The organism is Halomonas sp. B23F22_20 (assembly GCF_043496985.1).
Classification (GTDB): domain Bacteria; phylum Pseudomonadota; class Gammaproteobacteria; order Pseudomonadales; family Halomonadaceae; genus Halomonas.
In genome coordinates, this window is record NZ_JBIEKH010000001.1 from 130104 (window position 1) to 143801 (window position 13698).

The 13698-nt window shown below is 67.3% G+C and carries 12 protein-coding genes; 6 read left to right on the forward strand and 6 right to left on the reverse strand.

The genetic code is table 11. From position 1 onward, the window contains the following. Positions 1–19: 19 nt before the first annotated feature. On the reverse strand, positions 20–1318 hold the full coding sequence (gabT, locus tag ACGTN6_RS00590; RefSeq protein ID WP_394589298.1) for a 4-aminobutyrate--2-oxoglutarate transaminase: 1299 nt from the start codon (positions 1316–1318) through the stop codon (positions 20–22). Between the two features lie 34 nt (positions 1319–1352). Further along, entirely contained in the window at positions 1353–2798 is a 1446-nt protein-coding gene (locus ACGTN6_RS00595) for an NAD-dependent succinate-semialdehyde dehydrogenase (protein ID WP_394589299.1), read from the reverse strand. Between the two features lie 199 nt (positions 2799–2997). Here ACGTN6_RS00595 and ACGTN6_RS00600 point away from each other — a divergent pair, with 199 nt between their 5' ends. Both ACGTN6_RS00600 and ACGTN6_RS00605 read left to right on the forward strand, forming a co-directional pair. Beyond that, entirely contained in the window at positions 2998–5460 is a 2463-nt protein-coding gene (locus ACGTN6_RS00600) for a DUF1266 domain-containing protein (protein ID WP_394589300.1), read from the forward strand. Between the two features lie 70 nt (positions 5461–5530). After that, complete coding sequence (locus ACGTN6_RS00605; RefSeq protein ID WP_394589301.1) at positions 5531–6151, forward strand: C40 family peptidase; 621 nt, start codon at positions 5531–5533, stop codon at positions 6149–6151. A gap of 21 nt (positions 6152–6172) precedes the next feature. Here the strand turns inward: ACGTN6_RS00605 and ACGTN6_RS00610 are convergent, their stop codons facing one another. Then, positions 6173–7051, reverse strand: coding sequence for a LysR family transcriptional regulator (locus tag ACGTN6_RS00610; RefSeq protein WP_394589302.1), 879 nt, complete (start codon positions 7049–7051; stop codon positions 6173–6175). Between the two features lie 87 nt (positions 7052–7138). Between ACGTN6_RS00610 and ACGTN6_RS00615 the strand changes: the two genes are divergently transcribed. After that, positions 7139–8416, forward strand: a complete 1278-nt coding sequence (locus ACGTN6_RS00615; RefSeq protein WP_394589303.1) for an MFS transporter — start codon at positions 7139–7141, stop codon at positions 8414–8416. Here ACGTN6_RS00615 and msrA read toward each other — a convergent pair. Next, entirely contained in the window at positions 8338–8979 is a 642-nt protein-coding gene (gene msrA, locus ACGTN6_RS00620; RefSeq protein ID WP_394589304.1) for a peptide-methionine (S)-S-oxide reductase MsrA, read from the reverse strand. The genes ACGTN6_RS00615 and msrA overlap by 79 nt on opposite strands. A 139-nt stretch (positions 8980–9118) precedes the next feature. On the opposite strand from msrA, the gene ACGTN6_RS00625 reads away from it, so the two are divergent. Beyond that, the gene (locus tag ACGTN6_RS00625; RefSeq protein ID WP_394589305.1) at positions 9119–11350 is read left to right on the forward strand and encodes an FAD-dependent oxidoreductase; all 2232 of its coding nucleotides are present in this window, start codon (positions 9119–9121) and stop codon (positions 11348–11350) included. Further along, entirely contained in the window at positions 11350–11979 is a 630-nt protein-coding gene (locus tag ACGTN6_RS00630; RefSeq protein ID WP_394589306.1) for a CDP-alcohol phosphatidyltransferase family protein, read from the forward strand. The genes ACGTN6_RS00625 and ACGTN6_RS00630 overlap by 1 nt, the downstream gene beginning before the upstream one ends. Before the next feature lie 67 nt (positions 11980–12046). Here ACGTN6_RS00630 and ACGTN6_RS00635 read toward each other — a convergent pair whose 3' ends face one another. Continuing rightward, the gene (locus ACGTN6_RS00635) at positions 12047–12529 is read right to left on the reverse strand and encodes an FKBP-type peptidyl-prolyl cis-trans isomerase (protein WP_394589307.1); all 483 of its coding nucleotides are present in this window, start codon (positions 12527–12529) and stop codon (positions 12047–12049) included. 208 nt (positions 12530–12737) lie between these two features. Here ACGTN6_RS00635 and ACGTN6_RS00640 point away from each other — a divergent pair, with 208 nt between their 5' ends. Then, complete coding sequence (locus ACGTN6_RS00640; RefSeq protein ID WP_394589308.1) at positions 12738–13019, forward strand: hypothetical protein; 282 nt, start codon at positions 12738–12740, stop codon at positions 13017–13019. Positions 13020–13101: 82 nt separating this feature from the next. Here ACGTN6_RS00640 and ACGTN6_RS00645 read toward each other — a convergent pair whose 3' ends face one another. After that, the gene (locus tag ACGTN6_RS00645; protein WP_394589309.1) at positions 13102–13569 is read right to left on the reverse strand and encodes an outer membrane lipoprotein; all 468 of its coding nucleotides are present in this window, start codon (positions 13567–13569) and stop codon (positions 13102–13104) included. Positions 13570–13698: the final 129 nt, after the last annotated feature.

A 13698-nucleotide genomic window follows, 5' to 3' on the forward strand; every position in this document is an offset into this window, starting at 1 on the left:
GGCGCCGGAGAGAGTGGAATCAGGCGGTGGCGGCGGCCTGGCTACCGACCAGCTCCTTCAGGCACTCCTCGATGATGCCCAGGCCTTCCTCGAGCACCTCGTCCTCGATGGTGACCGGCATCAGGAAGCGAATAGTGTTGCCCCACAGGCCGCAGGACAGCAGGATCAGCCCCTTCTCGCGGGCCTTCTTGCACAGCGCGCCGGCCAGGTCGGCGTCCGGGGTGTGGTTGGCCTTGTCGGAGACCACGTCGAAGGCGGCCATGGCGCCCAGGTGACGGCCATTCGCCACGCAGTCGAAGGCCTGCTCCCACTGGTCGAAGCGCTTGCCCAACTTGTCGCCGAGGGCCTGGCTCTTGTCGAGGATCTTCTCTTCCTCGAACACCTCCAGCACCGCCAGTACGGCCGCACAGGAGACCGGGCTGCCGGTGTAGGTGCCGCCCAGCGAGTTGCCGCCGGAGGCGTCCATCACCTTGTCGGTGCCGACCACGGCGGAGATCGGCATGCCGTCGGCCATGCTCTTGGCCATGGTGATGATGTCCGGCTCCACGCCGCTGTGCTCGATGGCGAACAGCTTACCGGTGCGCCCGAAGCCCGACTGCACCTCATCGACGATCATCAGCATGCCGTGCTCGTCGCACAGCTCGCGGACCGCCTTGAGGAAGCTGGGCGAGGCGGCATAGAACCCGCCTTCGCCGAGTACCGGCTCGAGTACGATGGCCGCGGTGTTCTTCGGGTTGGCGTCGGTCTTCAGCGTCAGCTTCAGGCCACGCAGCGCCTCTTCCTCGCTGACCCCGTGGTAGGGCACCGGGTAGGGGGCGCGGAAGACGTTGCCCGGCATGCTGCCGAAGTCGGTGGCGTAGGGGGCGACCTTGCCGTTCATGGCCATGGTCATGAAGGTGCGGCCGTGGTAGCCGCCGGTGAAGCAGATCACGTTGTCGCGGCCGGTGGCGGCGCGGGCCACTTTGACGGCGTTCTCCAGCGCCTCTGCGCCGGAGTTCGCCAGCATCACCTTGCCGTGGCCGCGCACCGGGGTGACTTGGCTGAGCTTCTCGGCGACCTTCACGTAGCCTTCATAAGGCATCACGGTCTGGCAGGTGTGCATGACGCGGTCGAGCTGGTCCTTCACCGCTTGCACCACCTTGGGATGGCGGTGGCCGATGTTGAGCACGCCGATACCGCCGGCGAAGTCGATGATGCGGTTGCCGTCGGCGTCCCAGATCAGGGCGTTCTCGGCGCGGTCGGCAAACTGGGTGGCCGGGCTCGCGGCGCCGTTGGCGACGTAGCGCTGCTTGAGTTCATTGAGTTGCGCGTTGTTCATGGGGTCCTCTCCTGGTGGGAAAGCGATGCCGGGCTTAGAGCCCGCCGACACAGACGTATTTTAGTTCAGTGTATTCGTCCAGACCGTGACGCGAGCCCTCGCGTCCCAGGCCGGATTCCTTGACGCCGCCGAACGGTGCCAGCTCGGTGGAGAGCAGCCCCTCGTTGACGGCCACCATGCCGTATTCGAGGCCTTCCATGACGCGCCAGATGCGCTGGTAGTCGCGGGCATAGAAGTAGGCGGCCAGGCCGAATTCGGTGGCATTGGCCATGGCGATTGCCTGCTCGTCGTCGGTGAAGCGGAACACCGGCGCCAGCGGCCCGAAGGTCTCCTCGGTGGCGACGCGCATCTCGTCGGTGACGTCGGCGATCACGGTCGGCTGGAAGAAGGTGCCGCCCAGGGCGTGGGGCTCGCCGCCGCATACCAGTCGGCCGCCGCGCTCGAGGGCGTCGCCGATATGGGCGCTGACCTTGTCCACCGCGGCCGGATTGATCAGCGGACCCTGGACGACGCCGTCCTCCAGACCGTTGCCGACCTTGAGCTCGGCCACTCGAGCGGCGAGCTTGTCGAGGAAGGCCTCATAGACGCCGTCCTGGACCAGCAGGCGGTTGGTGCATACGCAGGTCTGGCCGGAGTTGCGGAATTTCGAGGCAATCGCCCCTTCCACGGCCGCGTCCAGGTCGGCATCATCGAAGACGATGAAGGGCGCGTTGCCGCCGAGCTCCATGGAGGCTTTCTTGACGGTGCCGGCGCACTGGGCCAGCAGCCGCTTGCCCACCGGCGTGGAGCCGGTGAAGGACACCTTGCGCACGCGCGGGTCGGTGGTCAGCACCTCGCCGATCTCGGCCGGGCGGGACGCGGTCACCACGTTGATCACGCCTGCCGGGAAGCCGGCGTCTTCGGCCAGTTTTGCCAGGGCCAGGGCGGTCAGCGGCGTGGTCTCGGCCGGCTTGATCACCACCGGGCAGCCGGCGGCCAGCGCCGGGGCGCACTTGCGGGTGATCATGGCCAGCGGGAAGTTCCAGGGGGTGATGGCGGCGACCACGCCGATCGGTTCGCGAAAGACCAGGATGCGCTTGTCGGCGCCGTGGCTTGGCAGGGTCTCGCCGGCCACGCGCTTGGCTTCCTCGGCGTAGTACTCGACGAAGCTGGCACCATAGCCCACTTCACCGCGAGACTCGGCCAGCGGCTTGCCCTGCTCACGTGTCATCAGCCGGGCCAGGGCCTCCTGATGGGCCATGATGCGCTCGTACCAGCCGCGCAGCAGGGCGGCGCGCTGCTTGGCGGTCTGGCGACGCCAGGCCGGCCAGGCCGCCTCGGCGGCGGCCACGGCTTCACGGGCATCATCGGCACTCAGGTCGGGCACCTCGGCGAGGGTCTCGCCGGTGGCAGGGTCGGTCACGGGGAAGCGACGCTCGGCGTCGCGCCACTCGCCGGCCACATAGGCCTTGTCGATCAGCAGGTCGGTCTCGGCGGTCATGGGGTCTCTCGCTCAAGTGATCATCATGATTGACGAGTGTGCATTATTTAAAACACTCCGCCAAGCCCCGGTGGAGACTTTCGTCTCGGGTTGATTCGGAGCATCGGCGTGGACGGTGCTTTCCGTTACACTATGTCGCCGAAATTCCCTGCGACGCTCGACGTCGCGACGAACCGTTGCATGCATGGCGAGGTGAGCCTTGGTCGATCCCCTTAATGCCTGGTGGGCCCAGCAGCTGGTGCTGTGTGATTGGGCCTTCGCTCCCGATCCCCTGACGCTGGAGCCCGAGGTGGCGACCGCTCGCCTGGAGAGTCTAGGTGTCGTCGACCGCGGAGAGCTGGGCTGGCGCCTGCTGGAAGCCCTCGGGGCCGGCGGAGAGGCCGATCCGGCGCGGCTGCTGGCGGCCCTGGAGCTTGCCGCCTTGGGCGGGGCTGCGGGATGGCTCGATACGGCCCGGGCCCGAGGATGGGCCCAGCGGTTCGCCGAGGAGATCGGGGCGCATCACGACACCCTGGACCGTTGGTTGAGCGCGCTGTGCCGGGCGCGCAGCGCCGAGGGTTGGGTGCGGGGTGACGATGGCTTCAGTGAGGCCTGCGAGGCTTTGGCCGCTCTCGAACATCAGGGCGAAGGGGTCACCTGGGACATGCTTCGCGAGTGGCTGGCCGGGCACCGGCGGCAGACCGCGCTGTGGCCGGAGGGCGCTATCGAGCGGGTCTGGCGGCTGCGCGCGGCGTTCAGCCCGATTCTGGAAGTCGCCCCCGCGCCGCTCGACTGGCAGGGGCTGGAGGAATGGCTGGCCGAGGCCTGGCAGGTCCAGGGTCGCGATGAACTGATCCGGGTATTGCTGTGGCTGGGCGCCCAGGGAGATCGCCAGGCCTGGGATCTGGATGCCAGCCGGCTGCTGGCGGCGGCGGCCGAGGAGCGCCGTGCCTGGTGGGAGGCGCTGCCACCCCGCGATCAGCCTGCCGGCCGGGTGCTGTGCGACTTCGTGGAAGGCGGCGAACCCCTGGAGTGGGCCGCCTGGGACTGGCTGCGGCTGATCGACCTGGCCTGGGCAGGCGCCTGCATGGGCTGGCTGAGCGAAACGGAGGCGCAGCACTTTGCGTTTCACGGCGCCGATCTGATACTGCATCGCTACAGCGATTGGGTGGCGCTGGCCCGCGCTTATCAGCGCGGTCGCAGTCTGTTCGAGGCTCGCGATCTGCGCCCGGCCTTCGATGTCGATTGGTCGTTGCTGCTGTTGTCGCCGGTCAGTCCCTGGCGCACGCCGCTCCAGGGGCTGCTCGACGACGAGCTGCTGGAGACCTCGCGCCAGGCCATGCGCGACTGGCGGCGTGATCCCCGCCACTGGGTACTGGCCCTGGCCGCGGTGCGCGAGCCCGAGCTGTCGCTGCGCCAGGGCCTGGCGCCGGCGCTGCCGGAGGCGCGTCGCCAGGACGCCCGGACTTACCTGGCCGAGACCCTCGATCTGCACGCCGACGAAGGGGCCGAGGCCTTGGCTCGCTACTGGCTGCCGGCGCAGGCGCATCACCTCAATCAGCTGGCGGCGGATGCCGCCCACGGGGCCTTGCCACCGGCCCAGACCCCGTTCGGCCATCCAACACGTGCCGATGTGGCCGGCCGCGATGCCCTGGGCCAGGCCAGCCGCCATGCTGCGACCATCCACATGGCCGAGAAGTATGCCTTCCATCTGCAGATGGCCATGGACAGCGAGCTCTTCGATGCGCATCGACTGGCCGAGCTGGCGACGGCCCTGCACGACTCGCTGTGCCGTTTCTACGCCAGTCCGCGCCGTCTGCTGTTGGCTTGGGCGCAGTGGGAAACGCTGCTGCCCGAGCCCGACCAGCCGTCGCTGGTCGCCGAGATCCGCTGGCACCTGGACGATCCGGGAAGCCTCTTCCACTGGCTGGACTGGCGCGGCGGCGAGTGGCAGGAACCCGGACCACGGCCGAGCCTGTCCCACTTCACCGCCATGGCGCTGGTGGGGCCGCTCAACAGCGCGGCCTGGAGTTTGCCCCAGCCCGAGAGCGAGCGGGAGTGCGGCTCGATCCGCGAGTGGGTCGATGGCCATTATGGGCTGCACGGTGCCGGTGAGCTTGCCGATTTCGTGGACTATCTACTGGAGGCCGGGGATCGTCAGGAGTACCAGATCAACTACGCGCCCTACACCCTCAATCCTGCGCGCCTGACCTCGGAGATCGCCACCCTGGAATCCGACGACTGTGGCGAGGAAGAGCGCAACCACTTGCTGCGCCTGCAGCGCGTGCGCGACGACGAGGATGGCTGCAACGACCTCGACCTGACGGCTTGGGATCTGGCTCAGGCGGTGGACCTGGCGATCGCCGGACGCCAGTTAGGGTGGTTGGGCGAGGGTGACTTCCTCAAGAGCCTCGAGCGCGCGCATGCCCTGGCCGCTCGCCATTATGGCGGCTGGGAAGAGTACGCTCGTGGGCTCTATGCCGGCTTCTCCTTCTTCATGGGCGAGACGCCGGAGCGCGAGGCTTTCCTGAGCGGATTCCGCCAGGCCCTGGTGAGCTGGCTGTCCGCGGCGCCGCCTCTGGCTGGCCCATGGGCAAGCCTGGATTTTCCCGGGGCGCGGGCGCGGCACTGGGCACCGATGCATGTGGATACCCTTCCCGGAGACGGCCGACAGCTGCACTGAGCCGCGTCGCTGGTTATGATGGCGGTCGGCGCGGGTCATCGCCACGAGAAAGAGAAGAGAGGAGACAGGGATGTCGAAGTGGAGTCGTCTTGCGTTCGGTGGGCTGGCGCTGCTGCTGTTGGGCGGCTGTGCCGCCTCGGGTGGGCATCAGGCCCCCGTGGACGACTACTTTGCCCGTGATCTGCCAGGGCTGCCCGGCGGGCCGCGGATGTCACCGGTCGACAACCCCGTCCTGGCGATGCGCGGCCTGCGCCAGCCGCCACCGGCCCAGGTGAGGCAGGCCCTGCTCGCCGAGCATCAACGCTGGCTAGGCACCCCCTACCGGCTGGGCGGTACCACGCGCCGCGGCATCGATTGCTCGGCCCTGGTCCAGCGGGTCTTCTCCGAGGCCTTCGGGCTTTCCTTGCCGCGCACGACTTCCCAGCAGGTCCGCGAAGGCGAGGCGGTGAGCCGCGATGGCCTGCGTCCCGGTGACCTGGTGTTTTTCCGACCGCCGGGCTATTACCGTCACGTGGGCATCTATGTGGGTCAGGGGCGCTTCCTGCATGCCTCGACGTCTCGCGGCGTCAAGCTATCCTCCCTGGACAACCTCTACTGGCGCCGCCACTACTGGCAGGCCCGTCGTCCTCTGGATGCCGTGCATATGGTGCAGCGCATCGAGGATCGTCCGTTCGATCGCGGTGAAGGCTGAGGTGTCTCGGCCGGCCGTGTGTCAGCGGTGGGCCAGGGCGAAGTCGACGAAGGCGCGTTCGGCCCGTGACAGGTAGGCACCTTCCTTCCACGCCAGCGACAGTGACAGCCAGGCCGGCGGGTCGAAGGATACTGCCGCAAGCTCGGGTTCCTCGACGACTCGGCGCAGGAAGGTGGTGATTCCGAAACCCTGGCGGACGATGGCCTTGGTCAGTGGAATCAGGTTCGACTCGAAGGCCACCTGGGCATCGGCGCTGGTCTCGCGAGCCAGGGCGTCGATAAACTCGCGATGGAAGTAACCGTCCTGGAAGACCACCAGAGGTTCGGCGAAGAAGGCCTCGGGCGTGATGCCCGAACGGTCGGCGAGGGGGTGGTCGCGGGGCACGCAAACCACCATTTCCTCGCGGGCCAGCGGTTGGCGCGTCAAGTGGCGGCTGGCGCCGTCGTCGATCACTACCCCCAGATCGAGCTCGCCGTCGGCGATCAGGCGTTGCAGGCGCCGGGCGCCGGCTTCCACCACGGTCAGTCGGATCCCCGGATGGCGCGCTTTGAAGCCCATCAGCAGCGGCGGGAAATAGTAGGAGCCGAGCATCGAGGGAATGCCGATGCGCAGCTCGCCCTTGACCAGCTCGTTGAGTTCGCGCATTGCCAGGTGAGCGGCGTCGGCGCGGGCCAGTAGATCGCGCGCGTGGCCGACCAGCGCCTCGCCCTCGGTGGTCAGGGTGATGCGCCGTTCGTGGCGGTGGAAAAGCGCGAGATCCAGGCGATGCTCCAGGTTGGCAATGGTCTGGCTGACCGCCGACTGGGCCAGATGCAGTGAGCGAGCGGCGGCGCTGAAGCCGCCGTGATCTACCACGGCCAGGAAGACGCTGAGGCTACGCAGGTCGAAAGGAAGGGCCATAAGATCATCCGATGGTTACTATCATTATCTTCTGTTTGGCTGATGATTATGAACCCCTGATCATGGTCCGCCAAACCGGAGATGACCATGATCGATGCCTACAGCCGCGCCTGGTGGCGCGCCACCCTGGCGCTGTGCCTGGGGTCCTTCCTCGTGTTCCTCAACCTCTACGTGGTGCAGCCGCTGCTGCCTGAGTTGCATCAGGCCCATGGCATTTCGACGCTAGCGGCGAACCTGGTCATGTCGCTTGCCACGCTGTCGCTGGCGGCGGCGCTTCTTGTCTTCGGCCCGCTGTCGGATGCCATTGGCCGTGGCGGGATCATGCGTGTGACCCTGCTCGCGGCCGGCGGACTGTCGCTGGCCCTGGCCTGGGCGCCCAATTTCGAGGTGTTGCTGGCGGTGCGTGTGCTGCAGGGCTTCGTGTTGGGTGGCCTGCCGGCGGTGGCCATTGCCTGGATGGGTGACGAGTTCGAGCGCTCGGCGATGCTGTCGGCCGTCGGGGTCTACATCGCCGCCAACACGCTGGGAGGGATTGCCGGCCGGGTGATCGGCGGCTGGGCCGCCGAGGCAGGTGGGATCTCGGCGAGCTTCCTGTTGGTCGGAGGCTTTACGCTGGTCGGCGTGGGGCTTTTCTGGTGGCTGCTGCCGTCGGCAAGGGGCTTCACGCCACGCCGCTTTCGGCTCGGCGAGGCGCTCTCGGATCTCTTCGGTCACCTTCGTCAGCCGGCGCTGCGTAGCGCTTACCTGCTGGGTGGGCTCAACTTCCTGGTGTTCATCAACCTGTACAGCTATTTGACCTTTCGGCTGGCGGCGGAGCCCTTCTCGCTGGATGCACGCTGGCTGGGACTGCTGTTCTTGACCTACCTGGGCGGCACGCTGGGTTCCTCGCTGTCCGGGCGCCTGGCGCGGCGCGTCTCGCCGCCGACCTGCATGGCGCTGGGGACGCTGCTGCTGGCGGTCGGCATGTCGCTGACGCTCGTGACTACGCTGCCGGTCATCCTGGCGGGCCTCACCCTGGCCGCCTTCGGCTTCTTTCTGGCCCACTCCATGGCCTCGGGGTGGGTGGGGCGCCAGGCGCGCCGCGCGAGGGGCAGCGCCTCGGCGCTGTATCTGGTGTTCTACTATCTTGGTGCCAGCCTCGGCGGTCTGTGGCTCGAGCCGTTCTGGCGCGCGGCGGGCTGGTCAGGCGCCCTGCTGGGGGGTGGCCTGTTGCTGATCGTCACCCTGACGCTGGCTTGGCGGCTGCGCCTCGGCGAGCGCCGCCAGGCCGGCGTCGATGCCGAGGTTCAGGGCATGCCATGTGCCTCGGCTTCATCGCCCCAGATCTCCTCCAGCCGATCGGCACGACCGCAGGCCGACTTGTAGAAGTTGTAGCGCACCGGGTTCTTCTCGTAGTAGTCCTGGTGGTAGTCTTCGGCGGGATAGAAGGCCTCGAAGTCGAGGATCTCGGTGCCGATCTCGCGGTCGAATCGCTCGGCCACGGCGTCGCGGCTGGCCTCGGCCATGGCGCGCTGCTCGGCGTCCATCGGGAAGAGCGCGCTCTGGTAGGGGCGGCCTTGGTCGCAGAACTGGCGCTCCACGGCGAAAGGGTCGATATTGCGCCAGAACACGTGCAGCAGGGTGCGGTAGTCGACCACGTCGGGATCGTACTCGACCCTCACTACCTCGATATGGCCGGTGTCGCCGGCGGAGACCTGCTCATAGCTGGGGGCCTCGACCCGCCCGCCGGAATAGCCGGAGGTCGTCGTCACGACGCCCTCGACCTTGTCGTAGGCCTGCTCAACGCACCAGAAGCAGCCGCCGCCGAAGACGGCGCTGCGGGTGTCGGCGTCGTCGCCATCTACCCCCCAGGCGGGAGTGGCGAAGCTGGCCGCGATCAGCAGGAGCAGGGCAGGGTAGGGGCGAACGGTTGTCTCGACTGTCATCATGGAAGACCTCTTCAGGGGCAAGGTGTAGGGTAGTCGCACCGGAATGTTTGTCCTTACAGCGTCTTGCGAGCCGGCTGTAAGGATATTCGTGGGACATCGACCCAGGGACGATACCTCACCATGGAACAGGGAGACCGATTTGACCAAGCGACGCCTGCTGCTACTGTGCCTCATAGCCCTCGTCTTCGCCGGCTTCTTTCTCTCCGGCGCCGATCAGGTGCTGACCCTCGATAACCTCAAGGCCGAGCAGGCACGCTTCCAGGCCTGGCTAGCCGATGACCCACTGACGGTGGCCGGCGGCTTCTTCCTGATCTATGTGGCCATGGCGGCGCTGTCGCTGCCAGGTGCGGCCTTGTTGACGCTGCTCGGCGGCGCCCTGTTTGGCTTCGGCTGGGGGCTGGTACTGATCTCGTTCGCCAGCAGCCTTGGAGCCACCCTGGCTGCGCTGATCGCCCGTACCCTGTTGCAAGCGTCTTTGGAGCGGCGCTTTGCCGGCCATCTCGAGCGCATCAACGCCGGGATTCGGCGCGAGGGGGCCTTCTATCTCTTTACCCTGCGGCTGATCCCGCTGTTTCCCTTCTTTGTGATCAACCTGGTGATGGGCCTGACCCGCATGCCGCTGCGCACCTTCTACTGGGTCAGCCAACTGGGGATGCTGCCCGGTACGGCGGTGTACGTGAATGCCGGCCGCGAACTCGGCGATCTCGATTCGCTGGCCGGCATCCTGTCGCCGGGGCTGATCGGCTCCTTCGTACTGGTCGGGCTCTTTCCCTGGCTGGCTCGAGCGCTGGTGGCTGTCGCCAAGCGCCGCCGGCTGGCCCGGCGCTTCGCGCGGCCGGACCGCTTCGATCACGATGTCGTGGTGATCGGCGGCGGTTCGGCGGGGCTGGTGGCGAGCTATATCGCCGCCGCGGTCAATGCGCGGGTGGCGTTGGTGGAGCGCGACCGGCTGGGCGGCGACTGCCTGAATACCGGCTGCGTGCCCTCCAAGGCACTGATCCGTGCGGCGCGCAGTGTCGCCGAGATACGCCGTGCGCCGCGCTACGGCGTCGAGGCCGGCACGCCGAGGGTCGATTTCACCGCCGTCATGGCACACGTGCATCGGGCGATCCGCGAGATCGAGCCCCACGACAGTCGGGAGCGCTACGAGGGGCTGGGCGTCGAGGTCATCGAAGGCGAAGCGCGCCTGGAGGACCCCTGGCGCGTGTGCGTGCGCGAGGATGACGGCGAGCGGTTGCTGACGACCCGGCACGTGATCATCGCCAGCGGCGCCTCGCCCTGGGTGCCGCCGCTGCCGGGGCTCGAATCGGTCGAGGTGCTGACTTCCGACAACCTGTGGCAGCTCGAGGCATTGCCCGACCGGCTGCTGGTGCTGGGCGGCGGCCCCATCGGCTGTGAGCTGGGGCAGAGCTTCGCGCGGCTGGGTAGCCGCGTGACCCTGGTGGAGATGGGCGCCCAGCTGCTGCCCCGCGAGGACGACGATGCGGCCGCCGAGGTCGAGGCGCGACTGGTGGAGGAGTGCGTCACGGTGCGCCTGAACGCGAAGGCGCTGCGAGCGGTGGCGCTGGAGGAGGGCAGACACGGCCTGGAGATCGAGGCTGAGGAAGGCACCGAGGTACTGCCCTTCGATCGGCTGCTGGTGGCGGTCGGCCGGCGCGCCAACGTCGAGGGCATGGGGCTGGAAGCGCTGGGTGTCGAGACCCGCCCTGACGGGACCCTGGAGGTAGACGAGACGCTGCGTTCGGTCTTGCCCAATGTCTGGGCCTGCGGCGACGTGGCGGGGCCATTCCAACTGACCCACGCCGGTGCCCATCAGGCCTGGCACGCCACGGTCAATGCCTTGTTCGGCGAGGTCAGGCGCTTCCGGGTCGGCTATCGGGCCCTGCCCGCGGTGACCTTCACCGATCCGGAAGTGGCAAGGGTCGGCCTCAACGAGCGCGAGGCGCGGGCGCGGGGTATCGCCTTCGAGGTCACCCGATACGCACTTTCCGAGCTGGACCGGGCCATCGCCGACGGCCAGCGGGATGGTTTCGTCAAGGTGCTGACCGTGCCCGGCAAGGATCGCTTGCTGGGTGCGACCCTGGTGGGAGCCGGGGCGGGCGAGATGCTCGCCGAGTTCACTTTGGCCATGACCCACGGCATCGGCCTGAACAAGCTACTCGGTACCGTGCATCCCTATCCGACCCGCAGCGAGGCGGTGAAGGCCACCGCCGGCGTGTGGAAGAACGCTCACAAGCCGGCGCGAGTGCTGGGCTGGCTGACTCGCTACTTCGCCTGGCGCCGCGGTGAGGACGGATCGGTGAGCGATCGCCGCATGCTGGACAAGACAATAACGGATAAGGAAATAACGGACAGGGAAGAGGAGGCCTGATGCTTGATCGCTGGACCATGCCGCTGACCCAGCGGCCGCTGAGGGGCTTGGCACGCTGCCTGGAGCAGGTCGGCGTGCAACCCGATCAGGTGACGATCATGGCCTTCGCGCTTGGACTGTTGGCGCTGCCGCTGCTGGCTGTGGAGGCCTATGGCGCGGCCTTGGTGGCGATCCTGCTCAACCGTCTGGGCGACGGCCTGGATGGAGCTCTAGCGCGATTGACCGATCGAGCCAGCGATGCCGGCGGCTTCCTCGACATTGGTCTGGACTTCGTCTTCTATGCTGCCGTGGTGCTGGGGTTTGCCCTGGCGGATCCGGCCGCCAATGCCCTGGCTGCGAGCCTGCTGCTGTTCGCCTTCATCGGCACCGGGACCTCGTTCTTGGCCTTTGCGATCATGGCCGCCCGGCACGCCCTCGACCGGCCGCGTTTCCCGCGCAAGGCCTTCTACTACCTGAGCGGCCTGACCGAGGGCACCGAGACTGTGCTGGCGCTGGTGGCCTTCTGCCTGTGGCCGGGCCATTTCCCCTGGCTCGCCGGCGTGTTCGCGGCGGCCTGCCTGATGACCACCGCGACCCGTCTGGCGGGAGGTTACCTGACTCTCAGGTCACTGCCCACGGCCTCATACTGAGCGGCCGCCAGACATGAAAAAGGGCAGCCCTGGGCTGCCCTTGATGTCACGGGAGGCGGTGCGAGACTCAGTGCTCGTGGCCACCTTCGCCATGGACGTGGCCGTGCTCGACCTCTTCTTCGCTGGCCTCGCGAACTTCGGCGATTTCGACGTCGAAGTTCAGGGTCTGGCCGGCCAGCGGATGGTTGCCGTCGACGGTCACGGTGTCGCCTTCGACCTTGGTCACGGTGACCATCAGCGGGCCGCCCTGGGTCTGGGCCTGGAACTGCATGCCGGCTTCCACGTTCTCGACGCCCTGGAAGGCATCGCGCGGCACTTCCTGCACCAGCTGCGGCTGCACCTCGCCGTAGCCCTCTTCCGGAGCGACCTTGGCCTGGAGCTTGTCGCCTGTCGTGCGACCTTCCATTTCCTTCTCGAGGCCCGGAATGATGTTGCCGGCGCCGTGGAGATATGTCAGCGGCTCACGGCCTTCCGAGCTGTCCAGCACTTCACCTGCATCGTTGGTCAGGGTGTAGTGGAAGGCGACAACGGAATTCTGCGCGATCTGCATTGATGAACCTATAGGTGAGTGCATGTAAAAGCGCATGGTAACGTGGCATCCCGGGAGCTGTCAGTGGCGTGAAGAGATTTTTCAGCTTGTCCAGGGCAATCCTGAGTGCGATTCACGCCCTCGATGACGGTTGCGTGCCCCCGAAGGCAGGGATACCCTTGCTGCGACACCTTTCTCCTCTTCCATCCGTCCCCTGCTGGAGACCACCATGACAGTGACCGTCATCTGGCTGATCGCCTTCGCCGTGATCCTCTATCTTTGCCTCAATCGCTGGGAGGCCTCCGTCAGTGGGGCGCTCGACAAGATGTTGCCGGCGGTCCTGCGCAGCGAGGATGATCGCTGGGTGTGGTGCCCGGCCATCGCCGTGCTGATCGCCACCGCCATCGTGCGCCCCGTCGACCTGCTGCTGACGCTGATCATCATCGGCCTGATTGCGCTGATCGGCGGCAAGCTGGTGTGCTGGGCGATGAACAAGGCCCGTTTCCACTGATAGCGGCTGCCTCCCTTCACGCAAGAGGCCCGCGGTTATCGCCGCGGGCCTCTTGCGTTTCCAGCGCCTGCCGGTTCACGGCTCAGTAGGGAGCAACGCTGACGCGGCTGCCGCTGCCGATCAGGCGGACCCGCTGACCCACCTGGAAAGCCTGGTCGGCTTTCTGCACTACCACCACGGTCTGGCCGGTGTCCTTGCGGATCTCGAGTTCCCAGGCATCGACGCGGTTGGTGGATTCCTCGATCTTGCTACCGGCCACGGCACCGCCGATGGCACCGGCCACGGTGGCCAACTGGCGCCCTGAGCCGCCGCCGACCTGGTTGCCGAGCAGGCCGCCGATGACCGCCCCACCGCCGCTGCCCAGCAGGCCGCCGGCACGGCTGTCGGCCTGAATCTGCACGCGGCGCATGGCAGTGATGGTGCCGACGGTGACGTTCTGGGCGGCCTTGGCCTGATTGCCGGAATATACGTTGCCCGAGTAGGGCGAGGTATTGGCGCAGCCGGCCAGGGTCAGGGTGCTCAGCACCAGTACGGGGAGAAGACGCTTCATGTGTGACCTCCTTGCCAGGGGTGTTGGTGACGGCGACGTTGGTCGATAACGTGCTGTCGGAAAAGGTAAAGCGGAGGAAGGATTCGCCTCCGAGTCTATCCCGCGGATATGACTATGACCAGCAATCGG